This is a genomic window from Streptosporangium sp. NPDC048047 (assembly GCF_040653115.1).
Lineage (GTDB): Bacteria > Actinomycetota > Actinomycetes > Streptosporangiales > Streptosporangiaceae > Streptosporangium.
This window is the reverse complement of record NZ_JBEZNH010000008.1, coordinates 198,144-221,175: the sequence shown is the minus strand read 5'-3', so window position 1 is coordinate 221,175 and position 23,032 is coordinate 198,144. Positions and strand designations below refer to the sequence as shown.

The 23,032-nt window shown below is 71.4% G+C and carries 21 protein-coding genes and 1 pseudogene; 15 read left to right on the top strand and 7 right to left on the bottom strand.

Annotated elements, in window-relative coordinates; all coding sequences use genetic code 11:
- The first annotated feature begins 18 nt into the window (after positions 1-18).
- On the top strand, positions 19-801 hold the full coding sequence (locus AB0D67_RS10430; RefSeq protein WP_362932128.1) for a LysR substrate-binding domain-containing protein: 783 nt from the start codon (positions 19-21) through the stop codon (positions 799-801).
- Positions 802-834: 33 nt separating this feature from the next.
- Here AB0D67_RS10430 and AB0D67_RS10425 read toward each other — a convergent pair whose 3' ends face one another.
- Positions 835-1,119: a hypothetical protein gene (locus AB0D67_RS10425; RefSeq protein ID WP_362932104.1), complete on the bottom strand. Its 285-nt coding sequence runs from the start codon at positions 1,117-1,119 to the stop codon at positions 835-837.
- Positions 1,120-1,392: 273 nt separating this feature from the next.
- Positions 1,393-2,322 carry a LysR family transcriptional regulator gene (locus tag AB0D67_RS10420; RefSeq protein WP_362932102.1) on the bottom strand — a complete coding sequence of 310 codons (930 nt, stop codon included), beginning with the start codon at positions 2,320-2,322 and terminating at the stop codon, positions 1,393-1,395.
- A gap of 120 nt (positions 2,323-2,442) precedes the next feature.
- Here AB0D67_RS10420 and AB0D67_RS10415 point away from each other — a divergent pair, with 120 nt between their 5' ends.
- The 8 genes and pseudogenes from AB0D67_RS10415 (at position 2,443) to AB0D67_RS10380 (ending at position 9,812) form a co-directional block, all read left to right on the top strand.
- Positions 2,443-3,747: an FAD-binding oxidoreductase gene (locus AB0D67_RS10415; RefSeq protein WP_362932100.1), complete on the top strand. Its 1,305-nt coding sequence runs from the start codon at positions 2,443-2,445 to the stop codon at positions 3,745-3,747.
- An 800-nt stretch (positions 3,748-4,547) separates the two neighbouring features.
- Positions 4,548-4,751: pseudogene (locus AB0D67_RS10410) on the top strand (Hsp70 family protein); the annotation flags it as partial.
- A gap of 11 nt (positions 4,752-4,762) precedes the next feature.
- Positions 4,763-5,281, top strand: coding sequence for an AAA family ATPase (locus AB0D67_RS10405; protein WP_362932098.1), 519 nt, complete (start codon positions 4,763-4,765; stop codon positions 5,279-5,281).
- Positions 5,282-5,283: 2 nt separating this feature from the next.
- Complete coding sequence (trxA, locus tag AB0D67_RS10400) at positions 5,284-5,727, top strand: thioredoxin (RefSeq protein WP_362932096.1); 444 nt, start codon at positions 5,284-5,286, stop codon at positions 5,725-5,727.
- On the top strand, positions 5,711-7,381 hold the full coding sequence (locus tag AB0D67_RS10395; RefSeq protein WP_362932094.1) for an FAD-dependent oxidoreductase: 1,671 nt from the start codon (positions 5,711-5,713) through the stop codon (positions 7,379-7,381). Before trxA ends, AB0D67_RS10395 begins: the two co-directional genes overlap by 17 nt.
- A gap of 48 nt (positions 7,382-7,429) precedes the next feature.
- A complete protein-coding gene (locus tag AB0D67_RS10390; protein WP_362932092.1) occupies positions 7,430-7,864 on the top strand; it encodes a DUF1931 family protein in 435 nt (144 codons plus the stop codon).
- 201 nt (positions 7,865-8,065) lie between these two features.
- Positions 8,066-9,217 carry a glutathione-independent formaldehyde dehydrogenase gene (locus tag AB0D67_RS10385; RefSeq protein ID WP_362932090.1) on the top strand — a complete coding sequence of 384 codons (1,152 nt, stop codon included), beginning with the start codon at positions 8,066-8,068 and terminating at the stop codon, positions 9,215-9,217.
- A 124-nt stretch (positions 9,218-9,341) separates the two neighbouring features.
- Positions 9,342-9,812: an ester cyclase gene (locus tag AB0D67_RS10380; RefSeq protein WP_362932088.1), complete on the top strand. Its 471-nt coding sequence runs from the start codon at positions 9,342-9,344 to the stop codon at positions 9,810-9,812.
- Positions 9,813-9,975: 163 nt separating this feature from the next.
- Here AB0D67_RS10380 and AB0D67_RS10375 read toward each other — a convergent pair whose 3' ends face one another.
- Positions 9,976-11,085 carry a hypothetical protein gene (locus AB0D67_RS10375; RefSeq protein ID WP_362932086.1) on the bottom strand — a complete coding sequence of 370 codons (1,110 nt, stop codon included), beginning with the start codon at positions 11,083-11,085 and terminating at the stop codon, positions 9,976-9,978.
- 337 nt (positions 11,086-11,422) lie between these two features.
- Here AB0D67_RS10375 and chvE point away from each other — a divergent pair, with 337 nt between their 5' ends.
- From chvE to AB0D67_RS10355, 4 genes are all read left to right on the top strand, one after another.
- Positions 11,423-12,541 (top strand): multiple monosaccharide ABC transporter substrate-binding protein, encoded by a 1,119-nt coding sequence (gene chvE / locus AB0D67_RS10370; RefSeq protein ID WP_362932084.1) that lies wholly within the window; start codon positions 11,423-11,425, stop codon positions 12,539-12,541.
- Between the two features lie 64 nt (positions 12,542-12,605).
- Positions 12,606-14,171, top strand: coding sequence for a multiple monosaccharide ABC transporter ATP-binding protein (gene mmsA, locus AB0D67_RS10365; RefSeq protein WP_362932082.1), 1,566 nt, complete (start codon positions 12,606-12,608; stop codon positions 14,169-14,171).
- A 6-nt stretch (positions 14,172-14,177) separates the two neighbouring features.
- Positions 14,178-15,446, top strand: a complete 1,269-nt coding sequence (gene mmsB / locus AB0D67_RS10360; protein ID WP_362932080.1) for a multiple monosaccharide ABC transporter permease — start codon at positions 14,178-14,180, stop codon at positions 15,444-15,446.
- Between the two features lie 61 nt (positions 15,447-15,507).
- Positions 15,508-16,491 (top strand): LacI family DNA-binding transcriptional regulator, encoded by a 984-nt coding sequence (locus AB0D67_RS10355; RefSeq protein WP_362932126.1) that lies wholly within the window; start codon positions 15,508-15,510, stop codon positions 16,489-16,491.
- A 96-nt stretch (positions 16,492-16,587) separates the two neighbouring features.
- Here the strand turns inward: AB0D67_RS10355 and AB0D67_RS10350 are convergent, their stop codons facing one another.
- A complete protein-coding gene (locus AB0D67_RS10350) occupies positions 16,588-17,241 on the bottom strand; it encodes a helix-turn-helix domain-containing protein (protein ID WP_362932078.1) in 654 nt (217 codons plus the stop codon).
- A gap of 169 nt (positions 17,242-17,410) precedes the next feature.
- Between AB0D67_RS10350 and AB0D67_RS10345 the strand changes: the two genes are divergently transcribed.
- Complete coding sequence (locus AB0D67_RS10345; RefSeq protein ID WP_362932075.1) at positions 17,411-18,979, top strand: FAD-dependent oxidoreductase; 1,569 nt, start codon at positions 17,411-17,413, stop codon at positions 18,977-18,979.
- Positions 18,980-19,046: 67 nt separating this feature from the next.
- Here the strand turns inward: AB0D67_RS10345 and AB0D67_RS10340 are convergent, their stop codons facing one another.
- From AB0D67_RS10340 to AB0D67_RS10330, 3 genes are all read right to left on the bottom strand, one after another.
- Positions 19,047-19,904: an alpha/beta hydrolase gene (locus AB0D67_RS10340; protein ID WP_362932073.1), complete on the bottom strand. Its 858-nt coding sequence runs from the start codon at positions 19,902-19,904 to the stop codon at positions 19,047-19,049.
- Positions 19,901-20,494 (bottom strand): TetR-like C-terminal domain-containing protein, encoded by a 594-nt coding sequence (locus AB0D67_RS10335; RefSeq protein WP_362932071.1) that lies wholly within the window; start codon positions 20,492-20,494, stop codon positions 19,901-19,903. Before AB0D67_RS10335 ends, AB0D67_RS10340 begins: the two co-directional genes overlap by 4 nt.
- A 187-nt stretch (positions 20,495-20,681) precedes the next feature.
- Entirely contained in the window at positions 20,682-21,413 is a 732-nt protein-coding gene (locus tag AB0D67_RS10330; protein WP_362932069.1) for a TetR/AcrR family transcriptional regulator, read from the bottom strand.
- Positions 21,414-21,499: 86 nt separating this feature from the next.
- Between AB0D67_RS10330 and AB0D67_RS10325 the strand changes: the two genes are divergently transcribed.
- On the top strand, positions 21,500-23,002 hold the full coding sequence (locus AB0D67_RS10325) for an MDR family MFS transporter (RefSeq protein WP_362932067.1): 1,503 nt from the start codon (positions 21,500-21,502) through the stop codon (positions 23,000-23,002).
- Positions 23,003-23,032 lie beyond the last annotated feature (30 nt).

The window sequence follows — 23,032 nt, the reverse complement described above, 5'->3', positions numbered from 1 at the left end:
CGGCGCCACGCCTGCTAGCTGGGGAAACTCATACACCACCTCCGTGGACGCAACCAGGGCACGCGGCTCACCGAGGCGGGCGAGGTCTTCCTGCCCCGCGCCAGGACGCTGCTGCGCTCGGCCGCCCAGGCGGCGGCGCAGGCCCGTGCCGCCGCCCGGCCCAGCCGGATCACGATCGGGTACACGGCGGGCCTCATCGTCACCCCGGCCGTGCGGGACCTGCGCCACCGGCACCCGGACGCCGACGTGCGCACCTCCCACCTGGCATGGAACGAGCCGCGTCCCGCCCTGTTCGACTACCGTGTGGACGCGGTGGTGACCCGGCTGCCGTTCGCGACGGACGGGCTCGACGTGACGGTCCTGTACGACGAGCCGCGCATGCTGCTGCTCTCGCGCGACCACCGCCTCGCGGGCAGGGAGTCCGTGACGCTGGACGACATCGCCGACGAGCCGCTGCCCCGGCTGGCAGACCCGGACCCGGCCTGGGAGGCGTACTGGCGCATCGATCCCAGGCCCGACGGCCGCCCGGCTCCCGACGGCCCGCTCATCTCCGGCATCGAGGACAAGTTCGAGCTGATCGCCGCAGGGGAGGCGGTGGCCATCGCGGCCGGTTCGGTCTTCGTCAGCCTCCGCCCGGACATCACCTCGATCCCTCTGGAGGGCGTCGAGCCGAGCCATGTCGTGCTGGCGACCTGGGCCGGCGACCGCAACCGCCTGGTGCCGGCGTTCCGCAGGTCGGCCAAGACGCTGCTCACCGGTTCGCGGGCGGCCCCGAGGGCTTCGGCGGCCTCGGCGTCCTGATCGGCGACGCCGGACGCGGCCTCGGCGGGCCGATCACGGATCGGCGTCGGGCACCCGCTGCGCGGCGGCGTAGGCGCCCTCGCGCACCCGCCGGATCCATCCGGCCGGGCTCAGCCCGGGGATCGGATGTCCGAGCGGGTCGAAGCGGACCGGCTCGTCGGCGTCCGTGCGGGCGGGGCCGGTCAGTTCCAGCACGCCGAAGCGCTCCCACGGCCCGGCGGGGGAGGCCACCACCAGGTCGAACACCAGCGGACGCGCGGCGGCCACGCGGGCGAGCGCGCCGAGCCGGGCGGGGGAGGCCCAAGAGCGCCGCGCCACCGCGCCGAGCAGCACCCTGCCGACCGCGGCAGCCGGGCGATCCCGCGCATTTCCGCCGCCTCGTCCAGGAACGCCGCGCCCCTCGGGCTCGGCGCGCCGTGCAGGTGGAGCGCGGCGTCGAAGAGCAGCCCCACCGGGTGCGGGGGCCAGCCGCGGCGGATCCGCGCCGCCGTCCCGGAGACCGCCGCGAGTCCCGCCCTCGCGGCGGAGTTCACCGGTCCCTGCCTCACGCGTTCCTCCCCCTCGTCGTCGGCGGCGCGCCGTGCCACCTCGTTACCCGTGGCGACGCGGCCGAACCCGGGTGCCGTGCTCAGGTGGCGCCGGTGAGGTCGCGGGCGGCCTCGGCGAAGGCGCGGAGGCGGGCGGTGGCGTTGTCGGCGCGCCACAGCAGGCCCCAGTCAGCGGCGGGGCGTCCTCGAAGGGGACGTAGGCGACGTCGGGGCGGACGTAGTAGCGCCTGGCCTGCGCGCCGACCGGGAAGACGCCGTGTCCGGCGCCGACGAGGGTGAGCGCCTCGTTGAAGGTGGCGGCCTGGGGGCCGGGGGTGATCGGCTTCCCGGACGGCGTGGCGGGCGGGGTGCGGTCGAGGCGCAGAGAGTCGGGCAGCGTGGCGGGGAGCTGGAGCAGCGTGACCCGGGCCAGGTCCTCCAGGCGAATCGAGGCGCGGCGGGCGAAGGGGTGCCGGGCCGGGACGGCGAGCATGCGCGCCTCCGACATCAGCACCGGCCCGGCCGCGATGCCGGGCTCCTCGACGGGGAAGGTGGCCAGGGCGACGTCGATCTCGCCGTCGCGCAGCCAGGGCATGAGGTCGGTCATCTGCGCCTCGCGGAGCAGGACGTCGCAGTCGGGCCGGCGTCGCCGCAGCAGTTCCGCGGCCCCGACCAGCAGTTGCCCGCCCGCCGCGCCGACGAAGGCGACCCGCAGCGTGCCGGTCAGGCCGCGGCCGCTCGCCACGGCCTGCTCGAAAGCGCCGGTGATCTGGTCCCAGGCGGGGCGCACGCCCTCGTACAGCCGCCGTCCCGCCGCCGTCAGCTCGACGCGGCGGCTGGTGCGCTCGAACAGCGGGACGCCGGTACGGCGCTCCAGCTTGGCGATCGTCTGGCTGATCCGGGCGGTGGACACGCGCAGCCGCTCGGCGGTCCGGCCGAAGTGCAGCTCCTCGGCGAGGGTGAGGAACGCCTCCACCTCGTGCCGCTCCAGCATGATCCTCCCATCGTTAACCCGGGCTTCACGATCCTTGCACAGGACCGCATTGATCGGCCGCTAGCCCCGGCCGAGAGTGGAGCCGTCCGAAAACCCCCTGATCTGCGAGGAAGAAAGACCATGAACTCCCTGACCGCCCTGCGCTCCGCCGTCCGCGGCCGGGTCCGGCTGCCGGGCGACCCCGGCTTCGACGCCGCCCGCCGCCCCTGGAACCTGGCGATCGAGCAGACGGTGGCGGCCGTGGTGGAGGCCGCCGACGCCGACGACGTGGCCGCGCTGGTCCGCCACGCCCGCGCCGCCGGGCTGGGGGTGGCGGCGCAGCCGAACGGGCACGGCGCCACCGGCCGCACCGACGGTGTGATCCTGCTGCGCACCGCCCGGCTGGACACCCTGGAGATCGACCCGGACGCCCGGCGCGCCCGCGTCGGGGCGGGCGTGTCCTCAGGGCGGGTGCAGGCCGCCGCCGCGCCGTACGGCCTGACCGGTCTGCCCGGCAGCTCCCCGGTCGTCAGCGTCACCGGCGCGGCCCTCGGCGGCGGGCTGAGCTGGTTCGGCCGCGCCCACGGCTGGATCGCCGACGGCGTCACCGCCCTCGACGTCGTCGACGCCGACGGCCTGCGGCGGCGCGTCACCGCCGACGCCGACCCGGACCTGTTCTGGGCCCTGCGCGGCGGAGGCGGCGACTTCGCGATCGTCACCGCCCTGGAGCTGACCCTGCACCCCGCGCCGCGCCTGTACGGCGGGCGGATGCTGTGGACGGCCGAGCACGCCCCGGCGGTCCTGGACGCCTACCGGCGCGTCACCGCCGACGCGCCCGGGGAGCTGACCGTCTGGCTGGACCTGCTGCACTTCCCCGGCTCGGACCCCATGGTCGCCGTCGACGTCACCCACCTCGGCGGCGCCGACGAGGCCCGTGACCTGCTCGGTCCGCTGGAGCGCCTGCCCCGGCCGCTGTCCGACAGTCGGCGCGTCATGCCGGTCTCCGAGATCGGCTCCATCACCGCCGAGCCGACCGATCCCGGCCCGGGACTCTCGCGCGCCGAGCTGCTGACCGGGCTGGACGACGCCGCGGCCGAGACGCTGCTGGCCGAGCCGATCGCCCCGCTGCTGAGCGCGCAGATCCGCCACCTGGGAGGCGCGTTCGCCCAGCCCTCCGACAGCCCGCACGGCCCGCTGGCCGAGCCGTACGCGCTCTACCTGTTCGGGATCCCCGCGGACCCGGCGACCGCGGAGGCCGTCACCGTCCGGCAGCGCGCCCTCGCCGAGGCGCTGCCCGCCAGCGGGCGCAAGCCCCTCACCTTCCTGGGCCCCCGCGAGACCGCGGCCGACGCCTTCGCTCCCGCGGCGCTGGAGCGGCTGCGCGAGATCAAGCGCCGTCGCGACCCGCACGGCGTCATCCGCGGCAACTTCCCCGTTCTCGGCTGACCTCTTCGGGCACCTCCTCCGCCCTCCAGGGGATCGCCGCAGTGCTCAAGAGAAATCGGGCGGCTATGACGCGGATATGACTGAGTGCGCTCCTGAACTGGGGATTTTCTGGCTCTGGCGGGAGGCGCCGGTCGGCCGTTCGGGTATTCACCGAGGAGGAACCGGGGACACCGCGCGGGTTCCCGGGGATCGGCCGGGAGGAACCGTTTCGGTTCTTCGCCTTGACCGCGGCGGATTGGGCAGGCGCGCGTACTCGATTTTTTCGGCGGGGCGGGACGACGGGGCTCACGGGCCTGAACCGCCGCCCGCGCGTGGACGAGGGCCGAGCCGGCCCTCGGTTGCCTCCTCTATGTTTTATCTGTTTTGTCCGAAAATGGACATTTGGGGGTTTCGGGGAGTGGCCCAGGCCCCTTGGCTGGATCTGTTGAGTTCAGAGAGTGGAGGGCCGCTCTTCGGGCCGTGACTGATGGCACGTGACCGAGGCTTCTCGATAGCCGGAAAAACCGACCACAGGATCGATCCTGGGAAACCGGGACATCCACGAGAACCCCAGACGGTGCCGGCGACCTACGCACTCACGACGCGGCCCAGCACGTGGTGGACGCACTCGCCTGGCACGTGTTCACCACCGTCCGGATGGTCACGAAGACCCTCAACGGGCCGGCGCAGCCGGTCGCGGAGCCGGGTTCGCATATACGGACCCCGGTTCTGAGCGTCCGAGGGCGCATCACGGCCGAGATCAGCGGAACCGGGCAGGGATGGGCCGGGAGGAAAACGCGGGATCGTGAGGGGGAAAGGCCATGGCGAAGGCAGTAGGCATCGATCTGGGCACGACGAACTCGGTGATCGCGACGACCGAGGACGGACAGCCGACGGTCATCCCGAATGCCGAGGGGGCGCGGACCACACCGTCGGTGGTGGCTTTCACCGACCAGGGTGAGGTCCTGGTCGGCCAGATGGCCCGCCGCCAGGCGATCCTGAACCCGAAGGGGACGATCTATTCGGCCTGCTGCAGGTGCTCGACGACGGGCGGCTCACCGACGCCCAGGGCCGTACGGTCGACTTCCGCAACACCGTGATCATCATGACGTCCAACATCGGCTCGCACTTCCTGAGCGAGAAGGCCGGCTCGACGGGCGATATCGACCCCGAGGTCCGCGAGATGGTGATGGCCGAACTGCGCACGCGGTTCCGGCCCGAGTTCCTCAACCGGATCGACGACACCGTGCTGTTCAAACCACTCACGGAACCGGAGATCGAGCAGATCGTGGCCCTGATGTTCACCGAGATCAGGGTCCGGCTCGCCGAACACAGGATGACGCTGGAGGTCGCACCCGAGGCCTTGCGCTTCATCGCCGAGCAGGGCTTCGACCCCGTCTACGGCGCACGGCCGCTGCGCCGCTTCATCGCCCGCGAGGTCGAGACCCGCATCGCCCGCGCCCTGGTCGCCGGCGACGTCCTCGACGGCGCCGTCATCCGTGTCGGAATGACCGGCGGCACGCTCTCGGTGACGTACGAGAATCCGGAGGTCTGACCATGCGGGCACAGGTCAAGGACGCGAGCGTCGTCTCATGTGTGAAATGCGGACGGAAGAACCGGCTGCCCCGCGCAGCCTCGGGGATCCCGCGGTGCGGCAACTGCCACCAGCCGCTTCCCTGGATCACCGAGGCGGGGGACGACGACTTCAGCGAGGTCGTCGAGGCGGCCCGGATCCCGGTGGTCGTCGACTTCTGGGCGCCCTGGTGCGGGCCGTGCCACCTGGTCAGCCCGGCGCTGGAGCAGGTCGCGGCCGATCTGGCCGGCCGCCTGAAGCTGGTGAAGGTGAACGTGGACGAGGCGCCCCGGCTCTCCGAACGCTTCACCGTACAGGCCGTCCCGACGCTTGTCGTGATCGATAAGGGCCGGGTCGTCACTCAGCGGTCGGGCGCGGCGCCGGCTCCCGCCCTGCGCGAATGGGTGGACCATGCGCTGGCCGCCTGAGCTCCGCGAGACGCCGGACCCGCAGGGGGCCTATCCGCGGCTGAGCGACGCGCAGCTCCAGGCGCTGACCCCGCACGGCGAGCGGCGCCGGGTCCGCCAGGACGAGGTCCTGTACGCGGAGGGCCTCCCGTGCGCCGAGTTCTTCGCGGTCCTGACCGGCAAGGTGGCGACGGTCGAGGGATTCGGAGTCGACGATCAGGTGATCGGCGTCCACGGGGCGGGCCGGTTCCTGGGAGAGCTCAACGTGCTCACCGGCCAGGTGGGCTTCGTCACCGGCGTGGTGGCCGAGGACGGTGAGGTTCTCGCCGTGCCGGCGGGCGCGCTCCGCCGCCTGGTCGCCGAGGATCCGGCGCTCGGCGACCTCATCCTGCGGGCCTACCTCATCCGCCGCACGATGCTCATCGGACTGGGGGCGGGTTTCCGCATCATCGGCTCCCGCTTCTCGGCCGACTCCCGGCGGCTGCGCGAGTTCGCGGCACGCAACCGGCTGCCCCACCGGTGGATCGACCTCGAGCAGGACGAGGGGGCGGAGCGGTTCCTGCGGGACATGGGCGTCACCCCGCAGGAGACCCCGGTCGTGATCTGGGGTGGCGAGAGGATGCTCCGCAACCCGAGCAACGGGGAGCTGGCCCGCGCGATCGGGCTCCCCGCACCACAGGTGCAGGAGACCCGGTGCGACCTGCTCGTCGTCGGGGCCGGTCCGGCCGGGCTGGCGGCGGCGGTCTACGGGGCGTCGGAGGGCCTCACGACGATGGTCCTGGACGATGTCGCGACGGGCGGACAGGCGGGCACCTCCTCACGGATCGAGAACTACCTCGGCTTCCCATCCGGGATCTCCGGCGGCGAACTGGCGGAGCGGGCGGTGATCCAGGCCGACAAGTTCGGCGCGCGTTTCTGCATCCCCGCACAGGCCTACGGACTCCACCTGAACGCGGGCGACCACATCGTCACCGTGCGGGAGGGCGGCACGATCCACGCGCGCACCCTGCTCATCGCGACCGGCGTCCGCTACCGGAGGCTCGACGTGCGGAACCTGGAACGGTTCGAGCCCACGAGCGTCTACTACGCGGCGACCATGTTCGAAGCCCAGATGTGCGAGCACGACCCGATCGTCGTCGTAGGAGGAGGCAACTCGGCCGGCCAGGCCGCCCTGTTCCTGGCCAGGCACGCCGCCTGCATCCGGCTGCTCGTGCGAGATGACGCGCTGTCCAGGAACATGTCCCGCTATCTGGCCGCCGAGGTCGAACGGCATCCCCGGATCCAGATCATGCTGAACACCGAGGTCCGGGAGCTGAGGGGGGAAGAGACGCTCGCCGCGGTCGTCGCCGAGGACACCGTCACCGCAGAGCTTTCCACGATCGAGGCCCGCGCGATGTTCGTCTTCATCGGCGCGGTGCCGTACACGGCCTGGCTGGCCGACGAGATCGCGCTCGACCCTCGGGGTTACATACTGACGGGCGCGGACGCCGCCCGGTCAGGTAAGGAAGGCACGCCCGACTCCGCCGGCCGGCCGTTCCCGCTGGAGACGAGCAGGGCGGGCGTGTTCGCGGCCGGGGATGTGCGGAGCGGGTCGATCAAGCGGGTGGCCTCGGCGGTCGGTGAAGGCGCCATGGCCGTACGGCTGATCCACGACTACCTCCAGGCCGGAGAGTGACTCCGGACCGGAAGGAAAAGGAAGGAGACCTCCATGGTTGTCATGGCGGTGCCAAGATTCGAACACTTCTTCCGCAGCGCCGCAGGGCTCGATGTCGACAAGGACGACCTCCGGCGCTATGGCGACTTCGTGAACGACAAGCTCTACGACCTGCTGGTGATCGGTGAGGCCCACGCCAAGGCGAACCGTCGCGACATCATCGAACCCTGGGATCTACCCATCAGCAAGGGCCTCCAGGAGAGCATCCACCGGTTCCGCCGCCTCGACGAGGACATCGAGCTGAAACCCATCCTGGAGCAGCTCGCCGCGCTGCCTCCGCTCGACCTGTCGCTCGGCGAGGAGACCGTCGGCCGCCTGCCCGAGATCGTCGGCGGTCTGTCGATGGCGCTGGCCCAGGCTTTCAAGATCGTGGAACCGGACGTGAAGAACCCCGCGACCGAGCAGTGGGAGCGCACGATCCGTGTGTTCGACCTGCTGCTCTGAGGCCGGGACGGGCTCGGCGATCAGCTCGGAACGGGCCCGTCCCGGACGTCCGGTGAATCCGGCGCCGAGCCCTCCCATGGGCGCGGCCACGGCGAGCGAGGAAGGAGGAAGGAACCGATGACCTGCTGAACGACGTGAACGTCTCGCCCCGTCGCCGACGGGTAAGGCGATCCTTCGCGATCAACCGCATGCGAGGAAATCATGAGAGCAATCGTGTACAACGGACCTCGACAGGTGAACGTCGAGGAAGTCCCGGACGCGCGCATAGAGCGGCCCACCGATGTCCTGGTTCGCATCACCGCGACCAACATCTGCGGGTCGGACCTGCACATGTACGAAGGACGGACCGACTTCGAGACGGGCCGCGTCCTCGGTCACGAGAACCTCGGCGAAGTGGTCGGGGTCGGACCGGCCGTCGACCACGTCCGTGTCGGCGACGTGGTCTGCCTCCCGTTCAACATCGCGTGCGGCTTCTGCGCGAACTGTGAAAAGGGCCTGACGGCCTACTGCCTCACCACCAATCCCGAGCCGGGCATGGCCGGGGCGGCGTACGGCTTCGCGGCCATGGGGCCTTACAACGGCGGCCAAGCGGAGCTGTTGCGCGTGCCGTACGGCGACTTCAACTGCCTCGTCCTCCCGGACGACGCGAAAGAGAAGCAGAACGACTACGTGATGCTCGCCGACATCTGGCCGACCGGCTGGCACGCGACCCGGCTCGCCCAGGTGGAGGCGGGCGACTCGGTCGTGATCTACGGGGCGGGGCCCGTCGGGCTGATGGCCGCCTACTCCGCCGTACTCCAGAGCGCGAGCAAGGTGATGGTCGTCGACCGCCACCCCGACCGGCTCGCCAAGGCCGAGGAGATCGGTGCCATCGCGATCGACGACTCCCAGGCGTCACCGGTCGATCAGATCATGGAGCTCACCCAGGGCCGGGGAGCCGACCGGGGATGCGAGTGCGTGGGCTACCAGGCACACGACCCGCAGGGGCACGAGCACCCCAACATGACGCTCAACAACCTCGTCAAATCGGTCAAGTTCACCGGGACCATCGGCGTCGTCGGCGTCTTCATCCCATCGGACCCGGGCAGCCCGGACGATCTCTACAAGCAGGGTGAGATCGCCTTCGACTACGGGATGTTCTGGTTCAAGGGCCAGGCGGTCGGCAACGGCCAGTGCAACGTGAAGCGCTACAACCGGGCGCTCATGACACTCATCCACGAGGGAAAGGCCAAGCCGTCCTGGGTCGTCTCGCACGAACTGAACCTGGACGACGCGCCGCAGGGTTACGAGCACTTCGACCGGCGGGATCTCGGCTGGACCAAGGTCGTCATCCATCCCGGCGAGCTCAACTGATACACGGCGGCCGGACCACCGCCGCGAGCGCGCACGCCATCACGGCGGCCGGCCCCGAGCGAAGGCCGGCCGCCGTGATGGCACGTCCGTCGCCGGAAGGGTCCCTGCCGAAGAGGTGATGACTGTGGGCGACACTCACGCGCTCAAGGACAAGCTGTTCGAGGCCTTCAACGCCCACGACCTGGATCGTGTCCTTCAGTGCCACAGCCAGGACGGAGTCCTGGTGACCCCGGAGGGCGTCGCGGAAGGACACGACCAGATCGCCTCTTTCTACGAGGAGATCTTCAAAGGGTTTCCGGACCTGTGCGTGACGGTATGGCACACGGTGTTCTGCACCGATCTCGTGGTGACCGAATGGATGCTCACCGGCACGCATAACGGATCCTTCATGATGCCCGGCGGGGGTGTGCTGAACGGAACCGGCCGTCCCGTCGCCGTTCGCGGCACCAACACCTGCTCCGTCGACAACGACAAGATCATCTCTCATCGGATCTACTACGACCAGCTGGAGCTGTACAGCCAGCTGGGGGGTGAACTCGTCTTCGACGATCGCTCATCATCCGCGGGCGAGGGACGGCCGTCGCCCGGCGACTGAGCATTCGACGATCGCCCCCGTCCGGCGTGGCCGTCGGGCGGCGGCGCTACCGAGCCGCTGGAATCCGGCCTCGGAGCGCGGTGGCCGGATGCGGGTCCGTCCGGTGGCGCTGGCCTGCGGCGCCCGCCCGGCGGTGCGGACGGGCCCTGCCCCGGGGCGGGGACTACGTGTCCTCGTCCTCCTGCCAGCCGCCGGGTTCGGGGTGGTAGCCGTAGGCGGCGGCCCGTACCGTGTCCTCGTCCTCCAGTCCGGAGCCGATCGCGCCGCCGACGGTGGCCAGCGAGCTGATGATCCAGGCCAGTGTCAGGTAGTCGGTGAAAGCGACCGGCCGCTGCAGGGTCTGTTTCAGCACGGATGTGTCGATCAGCAGCGCCGCGGCGAGTATCGTTCCGGCGAACAGCACCAGATAGGACACCGTGGCGGCCAGGGTGAGGGTCAGGACCGTGCCCAGGTTGAACAGCCGGGCCAGCTCGGCCGGCGTCTCCCGGTCCGGTCTCTCCCACAGGTCGTGCGCGACGATCAGCCAGGCCACCAGCGCGGTCAGCCCGAGAAGCATGATCACGGTGAGGCGGAGGCCGCCGAGCGCATCGCCCATCTGCCAGATGGTGTCGGTGGTGAGGGCGAACGCGGCCGCGCCGAAGGCGCCGACCAGCAGTTTGGACAGGCCCAGCAGGGCGCGGCCCGGGCGGTTGGCCCGGACCATCCCGGTCACCAGCCGTACCCGGCCGATCAGCCGCGAGGCGACGTAGCCCAGTTCCCCGGCGCCGGCCTCGCCGACCACCCGGTGAATGGCGGCGACCTGGCCGGTCAGCCCGCCCGGTCGCCGGCCGGTCGCCGGCGCCCGCTCATCGGAAGCGTCGGCGAGGAGCCGGCCCACGAGCCCCGGAACGACCGCGCGGAGCGCTCGGAGCTGGCGCAGCCCCAGCGCGGGCAAGGACACCATCGCGACCCGGCGCCGGGTGGACGTCTGCGCGACCAGCGGCACCCGCTCGGTGTGCAGCGGCAGGTCGGTCAGGCAGATCGCGACGTCCCACCGGGCCTCGTCGCGCCGGCGGGCGAGATCGTCGAGGAGCGCCTCAACGCCGCCGTCGCGGCGGGGAGCCACCTCACCCCAGCTTTCCCGGACGGTCCACCGCACGTCCGGGTCCACCCGCTCGGCGAGCCGGTCGGCCAGCTCGGCGGTGAGCCGCGCGACCACCTGCGCCGGATAGTCCGGCGGAGTCGCCACGAGTCCGACGACGATCTCCGGCCGAGGCTGATCACTGATGGCCATGGGCGCTCCTCGCCGGTAGCCGGGAGAAATCCCAGCAGTGACTACCCACAGGGTATATCGCCCGATTTTCGGCGAGTTCTACGGAGACCCCCGTAACGCCCCGGCGGCCCCGCATGCGGGTGGGGCGGCCGGGGCGTTACGGGCGGGTTTCCGGGAGGTTAGCCGGAACCATTGACACCATCTTTGTTAGCGATAACAATCGGCTCAGCGAACACGCCTTTCATTCCGGTCATCACGTTATGTGACTGTTTGACGCTTCTTATGCCTCGGTGACGGCCGGGACGAGCGTTGCCGGGGCCCGCTGGATGACCCCCCGATCCGCAAGGAGATGTGCACGATGAGGTTGGCACGAATCGCGGGCGCGCTGTCCGCCGTCGTACTCGCCGCCACCATGACGGCCTGCGGCTCCAGCCAGAAGACGGTGGACACCCAGGCCTCCGCCGACAGCGGCGGCGGCGCGGCCGGCGCGCTGATCGGCGTCACCATGCCCACCAAGTCCTCCGAGCGCTGGATCCACGACGGCGACAACGTCAGGTCGCAGCTGGAGAAACTGGGCTACAAGGTCGACCTGCAGTACGCCGAGAACGACATCCCCACCCAGGCCAACCAGATCGAGAACCAGATCACCAAGGGCGCCAAGCTGCTGATCGTCGCCTCCATCGACGGCACCGCGCTCACCTCCCAGCTACAGCAGGCCGCCGACAACAAGATCCCGGTCATCGCCTACGACCGCCTGATCCGCAACAGCCCCAACGTCGACTACTACGCCACCTTCGACAACTTCAAGGTCGGCGTCCAGCAGGCCACCTCACTGCTGAAGGGACTCGGCGTCGACGGCGGCAAGAAGGGCCCGTTCAACGTCGAACTGTTCGGCGGCTCGCCCGACGACAACAACGCCACCTTCTTCTGGAACGGCGCCATGTCGGTGCTCAAGCCGAAGATCGACGACGGCACGCTGAAGGTCAAGAGCGGCCAGACCGACTTCAAGACGGCCGCGATCCTGCGCTGGGACCCCGCCACCGCGCAGCGGCGCATGGAGGACCTCCTCACCAAGAGCTACACCGGCGACGCCAAGGTCGACGGCGTGCTGTCGCCCTACGACGGCCTGTCCATCGGCATCCTGTCGGCGCTCAAGAGCAACGGCTACGGCACCGGCGCCCAGAAGTACCCGGTCGTGACCGGCCAGGACGCCGAACTCGCCTCGGTGAAGTCGATCATCGCCGACGAGCAGTACTCCACCATCTTCAAGGACACCCGCAAGCTCGCCGAGACGACCGTCAAGATGGCCGACGCCGTCCTCAAGGGCGGCAAGCCCGAGGTGAACAACACCACGGACTACGACAACGGCAACAAGGTCGTCCCCTCCTACCTCCTCGACCCGGTGATCGTCGACAAGGACAACTACAAGGACGTCATCGTCGGCGGCGGCTACTACACCGAAGACCAACTGAAGTGACGAAGGGTGAGCCCGGGGCCCTCCGCGGCCCCGGGCCCCGGGACCGAGGGGCCTCCTTCCCGCGATGACCGACCAGAAGACCGATCAGAAGACCGACCACGAGTCCGACCACATCCTGCGGATGAGCGGGATCACCAAGACCTTCCCCGGCGTCAGGGCGCTGCAGGACGTCACCCTGTCGGTACGGCGGGGCGAGATCCACGCGATCTGCGGAGAGAACGGCGCCGGCAAGTCGACGCTGATGAAGGTGCTGTCCGGGGTGCACCCGCACGGCGACTACGAGGGCGAGATCGTCTTCGACGGCGCCCGCTGCGAGTTCGGCGGCATCCGCGACAGCGAGCGCGCGGGCATCGTCATCATCCACCAGGAGCTGGCGCTCAGCCCGCAGCTGTCGATCGCCGAGAACATCTTCCTGGGCAACGAACGCGCCAGGCGCGGGATCATCGACTGGAACCGCACCAACCACGAGGCCGCCGAGCTGATGAGGCGGGTCGGCCTGCGGGAGAACCCGGTGACGATGGTCGCCGACATCGGCGTGGGCAAGCAGCAGCTCGTCGAGATCGCCAAGGCACTGTCGAAGCGGGTGAAGCTGCTCATCCTCGACGAGCCGACCGCCGCGCTCAACGACGAGGACTCCGCGCACCTGCTGGACCTGCTGCGGGGCCTGCGCGGGGAGGGCATCACCTGCGTCATCATCTCCCACAAGCTCAACGAGGTGACCGCGATCGCCGACTCCGTCACCGTCATCCGCGACGGGCGGACGATCGAGACGCTCGACATGGCCGGCGGCGGCGTCACCGAGGACCGCATCATCTCCGGGATGGTGGGCCGCGCCCTGGACAACCGCTTCCCGCCGCACGAGCCGTCCATCGGCGAGGAGGCGCTGCGCATCGAGGACTGGACGGTGCACAGCCCCACCCAGGCCGGCCGCAAGGTGGTCGACGGCGCGAGCCTCACCCTGCGCCGCGGCGAGATCGTCGGACTGGCCGGGCTGATGGGCGCGGGCCGCACCGAGCTGGCGATGAGCGTGTTCGGGCGGGCCTACGGCACCGACATCTCCGGCAGGATCTTCAAGGACGGCAGGCAGGTCCGGATCCGCACCGTCCAGGACGCCATCGAGCACGGCCTGGCCTACGCCACCGAGGACCGCAAGCGCTACGGCCTCAACCTCATCGACGACGTCAGGCGCAACATCTCGGCCGCGGGCCTGGCCGGGCTGTCTCGCCGCGGCTGGGTCGACGAGCGCGAGGAGTACAAGGTCGCCGAGGAGTACCGCCGGAGCATGAACATCAAGGCCCCCGGCGTGTCCAGCGTGGTCGGCAAGCTCAGCGGCGGCAACCAGCAGAAGGTCGTGCTGTCGAAGTGGATCCTCACCCAGCCCGACGTGCTGATCCTCGACGAGCCGACCCGGGGCATCGACGTCGGCGCCAAGTACGAGATCTACACGATCATCAACCGGCTCGCCGACCAGGGCCGGGCGATCCTGGTGATCTCCTCGGAGCTGCCGGAGCTGCTGGGCCTGTGCGACCGCATCTACACCCTCTGCGAGGGCCGCGTCACCGGTGAGGTGCCGCGCCGGGAGGCCACGCAGGAACGCCTCATGCACCTGATGACCAAGGGACAGGAGTAAGCCCTCATGAGCAGCATCACCCCCGCCGAGGCGGCGGCCGGGACCGGGACCGGGGCCGGGGACCCGGAGGAGCCGCGGCGGCCGGGACGGGTGTCGCTGGGCGGGCTGTCGCTCAACCTGCGCTCCAGCGGCATCTACATCGCCTTCGCCCTGATCATCGCGCTGTTCTCGGTGCTCACCGACGGGGCCTTGCTCCAGCCGCAGAACATCTCCAACATCATCGTCCAGAACTCCTACGTCCTCATCCTCGCCATCGGGATGATCCTGATCATCATCGCCGGGCACATCGACCTGTCGGTGGGCTCGGTGGTCGCGGTGACCGGCGCGCTGGCCGCGGTGCTCATGGTCGACATGGGCCTGCCGTGGCTGGCGGCGCTGGCGGCCACGCTGGTGGCCGGCGGCCTCGTCGGCGCCTGGCAGGGGTTCTGGATCGCCTACTTCGGCATTCCGGCGTTCATCGTGACGCTCGCCGGAATGCTGCTGTTCCGCGCGCTCACCCTGACCGTGCTGGGCAACCAGGGCATCGGTCCGTTCCCCGACGCGGTCCGCACCCTCTCCAACGGCTTCACCGACGGCTACCTCGGCAACATCGGCCTCGGCCCGCTGGGCCTCGCCGACCTGTTCAGCCTGCTGGTCGGCCTGATCGCCGTCGCCGGCATGGTCACGGCGCAGTGGCGCGCCCGCCGGGCACGCGCCGGATACGGCCAGACCGTGGACCCGTTGCCGCTGTTCGCCCTGAAGATGGCGGCCGGGACGGCGCTGATCCTCTTCCTGGTCGTGCAGCTCGCCCGGTTCAAGAACCTGCCCTGGGTGCTGGTGCTGCTGGCGGTGCTGGTGCTCGGCTACTCGCTGCTGGCCGGCCGTACGGTCTTCGGCCGCCGGATCTACGCCATCGGCGGCAATCTGCACGCGGCCGTCATGTCCGGGGTCAAGGTCAAGCAGGTCGTCTTCTGGATCTTCGTTAATATGGGGGTGCTGTCGGCCGTCGCCGGCGTCATCTTCGCCGGACGGCTCAACCAGGCCGGCCCGACGGCGGGCGCCAGCTTCGAGCTCGACGCGATCGCCGCGGCCTTCATCGGCGGCGCCGCCGTACAGGGCGGCGTCGGCAAGGTCGCCGGGGCGATCACCGGCGGCCTCATCATGGCGGTCATCAACAACGGCATGTCCCTGATCGGCTCACCCAGTGAGCGGGTCATGCTCGTCAAGGGGGCCGTCCTGCTGGCGGCCGTCGCGTTCGACGTCTGGACCAAACGCCGGGCCGGAACCGCTCGCTGACCCGGGTGGCCGGCCGAAAGGAGAGACCGTGGCACCGCCTGCCGGGCACCGCCCACCGATCATGGCCGACGTCGCCAGAGAGGCCGGTGTGTCGCATCAGACGGTCTCGCGGGTGCTCAACGACCACCCCAACGTCCGGGCGGCCACCCGGACCCGGGTGCTGGAGGCGATCGACCGGCTCGGCTACCGCCGTAACCTCGCCGCCCGTGCCCTGGTCACCAGGAGCTCGCGGACGCTCGGCGTGGTGAGCTTCGACACCACCCTGTACGGCCCGGCCAGCACCGTCTACGGCATCGAGCAGGCCGCCAGGACCGCCGGCTACTTCGTCAGCATCGTGAGCCTGAAGTCGATCGACGCCGCAAGCGTCGGCGACGCCATCGACTACCTCGCCGACCAGGGCGTCGACGGCGTCGTGGTCGTCGCGCCTCAGCGCTCGGCGGCCCGCGCCCTGGAGAGCCTGCCTCCCGGCCTGCCCGCGGTGGCCGTCGAGGGCTCGCATCGGACCGACGTGCCCGTGGTCTGCATCGACCAGGCCGAGGGCGCCAGGCTCGCCACCCGGCACCTGCTGGAGCTGGGCCACGAGACGGTCTGGCACGTGGCCGGCCCGGCCGACTGGCTGGAGAGCGAGGGCCGGATCGAGGGCTGGCGGGCCACCCTGGAGGCGGCCGGCCGTACGGTGCCCGAGCCGCTGTTCGGCGACTGGAGCCCCCGTTCGGGTTACGAGGCGGGCCGGAGCCTGGCCGGGATCGGCGGGGTGACGGCGGTGTTCGTGGCCAACGACCAGATGGCGCTCGGCCTGCTGCGGGCGCTCACCGAGGAGGGGGTGCGGGTCCCCGAGCAGATCAGCGTCGTGGGGTTCGACGACATCCCCGAGGCGGAGTTCTTCTCACCCCCGCTCACCACGGTCCGGCAGGACTTCGCCGCGGTGGGCCGGCAGTGCATCGAGGTGCTGCTGCGGCGGATCGACGTGCCGGGGACCTGCGAGGGCGAGCGGCTCGTCGTGCCGCCCGTCCTCGTCGTCAGGTCGAGTTCCGCGGGGCGCTGACCCGGCCTGCGGCGGCGGTGGCGGGCCGTCGCCGCGGTGGTGTCGGAGTGTTCCGGCCCGGTCACGCCAGCGGACGCCGCTCCCTGAGGCGGGGGTTCACTGACGCCGGTGGCGGAGTGCTCGTCGCTCCGCGGCGTCGAGCGCGGGCGCGAGGGACGCGAGCGTGGTGCGGAGGAGGTCCGGCAGCGAGCCGGCCGGCACGACGAGCCCACTTGCCGTGGCGGACGAGACGGTCGTCTGCAGCCACCGTTCGAGCACCACGCGGACCGCGGCGGCCACGCTCGCCGCGAGCACCCGTGCGGTGTGCGTGTCGCCGTCACCGAGACGCCCGGCGATGGCTTCAGCGAGGGGATGCTCGATCGCGGTGGTGGCGTCGATGAACGCGTCGCGCAGCGCGGGGCGGGTGGTGATCAGCAGTAGCGCGTCCCGGCCGGATGCGTCCGGGGCGGTGTACTGATCCACGACGGCCTCGATGACGGCGTCGGCGAGGCCGACGCCGTCGGGCCGGTCGGCCACCGCCGCCGCGACCCGTGCCTCCCGTTCGCCGGTGACGGCGGCGACGATCGCCTGCTCCCTGCTGGAGAAGTAGTTGTTGTACGTCCTCGGCGAGACGCCGGCGGCCTCGGCGATGTCGTCGACGCGGACGTTGTCCGGTCCGCGCTCAAGAGCCAGCCGCAGGGCCGCCTCGCGCAGGGCCTCCCGGGTGGCCTGCTTCTTCTGTTCGCGCAGTCCCGTTCGTCGTGTCGTCACCGTGCCAGCATAGCTTAGATGCGTACGCGCAAATTTGCGCGTACGCATCTTTTTGTCTAGCCTGGCGTCCTCGCTCCGGCTTCACCACCCTCGCCGGGCGCCATCGCGGCCGGCCGCGTCCCTGCGCTTCGGCGCGCCGCCCGTCCTCCGCGCGAACCAAGGAGAAAACATGATCACAGATGTCGTCATCAGCGGCGGCGGCCCGAACGGGCTGATGCTGGCCTGCGAGCTGAGCCTGGCGGGGGTCCGGCCGCTCGTGCTGGAGCGGCTGCCCGAGCCGAGCGAGGAACCGAAGGCGAACGGTCTGCTCGGCCAGGTCGTGAGAATGCTCGACCACCGCGGCCTGCACGAACGTCTCAGCGGCAGCCCGGAACCGCCGCGGCCGAACTCCGCGTACTTCATGTTCGGCGCGATGGGCCTGGACCTGAGTCTGCTGGAGGACAGCCCCGTCCACGCCCTGCCGGTGCCGCAGCGACGCATCGTGCAGGTCCTGCGGGAGCGCGCCGTCGAACTGGGCGTGGAGATCCGGTGGGGACACGAGGTCGCCGGCCTGTCACAGGAACAGGACGGCGACGCGGTCACCGTCGACGTCGCGGGCCCCGAGGGGGAGTACCGCCTGCGAGCCCGGTACCTGGTCGGGGCCGACGGAGCCCACAGCACCACGCGCAAGCTCTCCGGCATCGGATTCCCCGGCGTCACCTACGACCGGATGACCGTCCGCTCGGCGCACGCGACGGTCCCCGCGGGCCGGATCGATCCCGCGACCGGTGCGCTGAACGTGCCCGGCCACGGCGCCGTCATGCCGTTCCTGCCCCACCGCACCGAGCACGGAGGGTTCTCCTACGCGCCGATGCCCGGTCACCCGCCGCTGGTCAGCACCACGGAGTGGGACCAGCCCGCGACCGAGGCCCCGATGAGCCTGGAGGAGCTGCGCGCGAGCGTCCGCCGTGTGCTCGGCGTCGACGTGCCGCTCGGTCCGCCCGAGGGCCGGGGGCCGCACGTGCTGCGCCGGCTGACCGGCGGCAACACCCGGGTCGCCGAACGGTTCGCCGACGGCCGGGTGTTCCTGATCGGTGACGCCGCCCACGTGTACTCCGCCACGGGAGGCGGCCCGGGGCTCAACCTCGGCCTGCAGGACGCGGTCAACCTCGGCTGGAAACTCGCCGCCGAGATCCGGGGGAGCGCCCCGTCCGGACTGCTGGACACCTACGAGACGGAGCGGCGATCGGCCGCCCGGCGCATGGTGCTGAACGCGCAGGCGCAGGCGGCCCTGATCGCCCCCGGCGACGACGTCACCGGACTGCGCGAGGTGTTCGCCGAACTGCTCCGCGACCCGGGCGCCGTGCGGCGCCTGGCCGAGCTCACCGCGGGCGCCGACGTCCGCTACGACATGGGCGAACCCGCGCCGCACCCGCTGACCGGCCGCTTCGCCCCAGACCTGGAACTGCACACCCCGGCCGGACCGGTACGGCTGGCCGAGCTGACCAGGACCGCACGCCCGCTCCTGCTGGACCTGACCGAAGGGGCATGGCTGGCGGAGACACCCGCCCTGCGCCACGGTCAGGTCGACGTCGTCGCGGCGCGCTCCCAGGCTCCCGCGCCCACCGCCCTGCTCCTCCGGCCGGACTGCCATGTGGCCTGGGCGTCCTCGTCGCCCCGGCCCGATCCCACGGAGATCGAAGCACTCCGGGCGGCCCTGCGGCGGTGGTTCGGTGTCACCGAACCCGCCCACGCCTGACAGGAGGCACCGGAGAGGCCGGTGGGGCGGGTGAAGGCGCCCGCGGCGGGGTCCCGCGGGTTCATGGTCACCGGGGTCCCAGCAGCTCGCGCAGCAGCTCGCCGAACTCGGCGGGGTGCGTGCTGAGGCCCGTGTGCCCGCCGGGGAAGCGGACGAACTCGGCGCCGAGCAGCTCGGCCAGGAAGGCGGCGCAGCGGTGGGGCAGCTCGCCGTGGGATTCGGCCCCGCCCGCGAGCACGAGCCGTTCCGGCAGGGCCGCCAGGCGCTCCACGTCCGGGGCGTAGGCCATGAAGGCCGGCACGATCCGCCCGAGGAAGTAGGGCATGTCGGCCATGGTCCGCTCGACGCGCGCCGCCGCCCGCGGCGTCAGCCCGGCGGCGGGCGGCGTCGCCTGGGCCGCCGGGGTCGCGGCGGGTGCGCCGGGCGCTCTGAGGCCGGCCGCGAACACGGCCGCCGCGGGCATCAGCCCCTCCCGGTGGAAGACGTCCTGGACATGGGCGAGCATGGCGCGGTGCTCGGCGGCGTCCGGCAGCACCTCCACCACCGGCGGCTCGTGCGCCACGACGCGTTCGACCCGATCGGGGCGGGTGGCCAGCAGGTGCAGCGCGACGATCGCGCCCGAGCTGCAGCCGGCCACGCGGGCGGGCGCGTCCGGTGACAGCAGGTCCAGCAGCGCGAGCGCGTCGCCGGCGTGCCGCGCGACGTGCTGCGGCGCCTCCGGGTCGTCCAAGGGGCTGCGGGACAGGCCGCGCGGGTCGTAGGAGACGACCGTGCGGCCGTCGGCGAGGTCGTCGGCGACGTCCTCGAAGGAGGCCGCGCCGCCCGTGCCGCCGGAGATCAGCAGCAGGAGCGGGCCCTTCCCGCGCACCTCGTAGTGCAGGGTCGCGCCGTCCACGCGCAGGCGGCCGATGGCCGGGGGAGTCATTCCGGGTCTCCTTCGTCGGGTGCGGGCCAGTGCTCCAGGAGGGAGTGCAGGGCGTCCAGGCAGCGGACCCAGGACTCCTGCGCGGGGCGCGCGTGCGCGAACCCGCCCGCGGCCTCCAGGCTGACGAAGCCGTGCAGCGTGCTGCGCATCAGCCGGACCGCGTCGGTCAGGTCGGGCTCGGTCAGCGCGTAGGCGCGCAGCATGCTGTAGGTCAGCTCGACCGCGCGCCGCGGCCCGGCGGCCCGGGCCAGGAGCTCGGGGTCGATCCGCATCGGGATCTGCGTCGCGGTGTAGCGGCCCGGGTGGTCGTGGGCGTACGCCCGCCAGGCGTCGGCGTAGGCCACCAGCGCGTCCTTGCCCGCCCGCCCGGCGGTGGCCTCGGCGATGCGGATGGTCTTCTCGTCCGCCCCCAGCAGGGAGATGCGCCCGCGCAGGTCATCGAGGCCGCGGACGTGCGCGTACAGGCTGGCGTCCTTGACCCCGAGCCGCCGGGCCACCGCCGACATGGTCAGGTGGTCGAGCCCTGCCTCGTCCGCCAGCTCGGCGGCGGCGAGCGTCACCCGCTCCGCGGTCAGCCCGGCCCGCACCATGCGCGTCCCACCCTTTCCTAGGCATATTCGCTAGAAACTAATGGCCCTAGTTTCTGTGGCGAGATCGAGGATAGAGGGGCGGTGCCGTACCCGTCAATCGAGGGGTGCCGCCAAGAACCCTGCGATGAGCCGCCAAGCCGCCGCTGATCCGGCATCTCTGGGGGACGTACGTCGCCTGGTCTTCTCCTCAGCGAGGAATGAGCGCGGCGATGGCGTCGAGGACGCGATCGAGTCCATGTCGAAAGCGGTCCTCGGGGGTGAGGTGAGCGGTGTGGGAGTCGAGAACCGACCGGTTGAACAGGGGGAAGGCGCCGGATTCGACGACCTGGCGGACGTACGGTCCCATGTAGTCCCGCTTCCAGCGCTCGGGGTCCAGGCCGGTGCGGCGAGCCTCCTCCAGCCAGCCGAGCTCGCGGCGGATCGCACTGTGCACGTAGTCGTTCAGCATGCCAGCGAAGCCGGTGATGTCGTCGATGTCGAGCCCGGCCCCGTTGAAGGCGCCGAGTGCGAACTCGTGCACGCGCAGCAGGTTGGGGCCCAGCGTGGGCCGGCTGGTGAGGAGCGCGATCAGCCAGGGGTGGCGTAGGCCGGCGGCGCGGGTCTGCCGGGCCAGCAGCGTCAGGTCGCCGCGCCAGTCACCGGACGGGTCGTCGGGGAGCTCGATCTCGCTCATCACCAGGTCGATCATGAGGTCGAATAGGTCATCGCGCCGGGGCACGTAGCGGTAGAGCGACATGGCGCCGGTGCCCAGCTCGCCCGCTATCCGCCGCATGGTCACGGCCTCCACGCCCTCGGCGTCGGCGATCCGGACGGCCGTGCTGGTGACCTGCTCGCGGCTGTATCCGGGGCGCCGTCCCGGGCCGGAGCGTTCCTGTCGCTCCGGACGCATCCAGATGCTGGTGGGTTCCTCGTCGGCCATGCGCGCCTCCCTTCCTCCATTTGCGTACATGGTACCTGAATGGTTATGGTCCATTTGACGTACGAGGTACGCGAATTGGAGGGCGTATGGATCGGAATCTTCGCTGGGGCGTGACCGGCGTCATGCTGGGCATGATCACGGCCCCGCTGGACGGCATGATGCTCGGCCCCGCGCTGCCGGCGATCGTGAGAGATCTCGGCGGGCTGGAGTACTTCTCCTGGGTGGCGACCGGTTACCTCATCTGCATGGCCGCCTCGACCCCGATCTGGGGCAAACTCGGCGACCTGTACGGGCGCAAGCCGGTCTACCTGGCCGCGATCGTGGTGTTCCTGCTGGGATCCGGGTTGTCGGGAGCCGCGCAGGACATGATCCAGCTCGTCGGCTTCCGGATGGTGCAGGGCCTGGGCGCGGGCGGGCTGATGACCGGGGCGCTGGCGTTGATCGGCGAGCTGGTGCCGCCCCGGCACAGCGGCAGACTGATGGGGCTGTTCGGGGTGATGATGCCGATCGCGTTCATCGCCGGGCCGCTGCTCGGCGGCCTGTTCGCCGATGTGGGCTGGCGGTGGGTGTTCTTCGTCAACCTGCCGATCGGCGCGGTCGCCGTGCTGCTCATCGGCGCCGCCGTACGGCTGGAGCGGCGCCGCGTCAGGGCCCGGCTCGACTACCTCGGGGCGTTGCTGCTGACGGTGGTCCTGGTCGCGCTGAGCCTGGTCGCCAGCTGGGGCGGCACCCGGTACGCCTGGGGTTCGCCGGTGATCCTGGCCCTGGTCCTGATCGGGCTGGCGGCGGCGGGCGTCCTGCTGGTCGTGGAGAGGCGCGCGGCCGAGCCGATCGTCCCGCTGCACCTGTTCGCCGACCGCAACTTCACTCTCGCCCAGGTCATCCGCTTCCTCGGTGGCGTCGGCATGGTGGTGGCCGCCACCTTCCTGCCCCAGTACATGCAGCTCGTCCACGGCGCCTCGCCGATCGCCAGCGGCCTGCTTATCCTGCCCGCGATGCTCGGCATGGTCGCCGTGCTGGTCGGCACCGGCCGGTTGATCAGCCGTACGGGCCGCTACCGGATCTACTCGATCCTCGGCGGCGCCACCGTGACGGCCGGCATGCTTGCGCTGCTCCTGCTACGCCCCGGCGTCAGCCTGGCGCTCGCCTCCGGCCTGACGCTGATCGGCGGGCTCGGGGTGGGCCTGCTCATGCAGTCCACCACGATCATCACCATCAACAGCGCCGAGCCGCGCGACATGGGGGCGGCCAGCGGCTCGGTCACTCTCTGGCACACGATGGGCGCCTCGCTGGGCGTGGCCGCCCTGGGCGCCCTGTACACCGCCCGGCTGCAGGACACCCTCATCGACCGCCTCGGCGCGGCGACCGGCGCCCGGATCGGCACCGGAGAGCTGACACCCGGCGCGCTCGCCGAGCTTCCCGCCGTCGCGCGCGAGGCGGTCCGCCTCGCCGTCGCCAACGGCGTCCACGCCATGGCCCTCGGCGCCGCCGCACTGGGCGTCCTCGCCTTCACCCTGGCCTGGCTGATCCGCGAGGTCCCCCTACGCGACCGGACCCCGTCGGCCGAGCCCTCTTCCGTGGCCGCGTGAGGCGGGCACCCATGTCGTACAGCGTCAAAG

Bases quoted from the DNA above. Each gene is read 5' to 3' on its own strand.
- AB0D67_RS10340 (WP_362932073.1), bottom strand. From the start codon at position 19,904: ATGACTCCCCCGGCCATCGGCCGCCTGCGCGTGGACGGCGCGACCCTG.
- AB0D67_RS10420 (WP_362932102.1), bottom strand. From the start codon at position 2,322: ATGCTGGAGCGGCACGAGGTGGAGGCGTTCCTCACCCTCGCCGAGGAG.
- AB0D67_RS10375 (WP_362932086.1), bottom strand. From the start codon at position 11,085: ATGGCCATCAGTGATCAGCCTCGGCCGGAGATCGTCGTCGGACTCGTG.
- AB0D67_RS10355 (WP_362932126.1), top strand. From the start codon at position 15,508: ATGGCCGACGTCGCCAGAGAGGCCGGTGTGTCGCATCAGACGGTCTCG.
- chvE (WP_362932084.1), top strand. From the start codon at position 11,423: ATGAGGTTGGCACGAATCGCGGGCGCGCTGTCCGCCGTCGTACTCGCC.
- trxA (WP_362932096.1), top strand. From the start codon at position 5,284: ATGCGGGCACAGGTCAAGGACGCGAGCGTCGTCTCATGTGTGAAATGC.
- mmsB (WP_362932080.1), top strand. From the start codon at position 14,178: ATGAGCAGCATCACCCCCGCCGAGGCGGCGGCCGGGACCGGGACCGGG.
- AB0D67_RS10385 (WP_362932090.1), top strand. From the start codon at position 8,066: ATGAGAGCAATCGTGTACAACGGACCTCGACAGGTGAACGTCGAGGAA.
- AB0D67_RS10395 (WP_362932094.1), top strand. From the start codon at position 5,711: ATGCGCTGGCCGCCTGAGCTCCGCGAGACGCCGGACCCGCAGGGGGCC.
- AB0D67_RS10335 (WP_362932071.1), bottom strand. From the start codon at position 20,494: ATGGTGCGGGCCGGGCTGACCGCGGAGCGGGTGACGCTCGCCGCCGCC.
- AB0D67_RS10345 (WP_362932075.1), top strand. From the start codon at position 17,411: ATGATCACAGATGTCGTCATCAGCGGCGGCGGCCCGAACGGGCTGATG.
- AB0D67_RS10330 (WP_362932069.1), bottom strand. From the start codon at position 21,413: ATGGCCGACGAGGAACCCACCAGCATCTGGATGCGTCCGGAGCGACAG.
- AB0D67_RS10415 (WP_362932100.1), top strand. From the start codon at position 2,443: ATGAACTCCCTGACCGCCCTGCGCTCCGCCGTCCGCGGCCGGGTCCGG.
- mmsA (WP_362932082.1), top strand. From the start codon at position 12,606: ATGACCGACCAGAAGACCGATCAGAAGACCGACCACGAGTCCGACCAC.
- AB0D67_RS10325 (WP_362932067.1), top strand. From the start codon at position 21,500: ATGGATCGGAATCTTCGCTGGGGCGTGACCGGCGTCATGCTGGGCATG.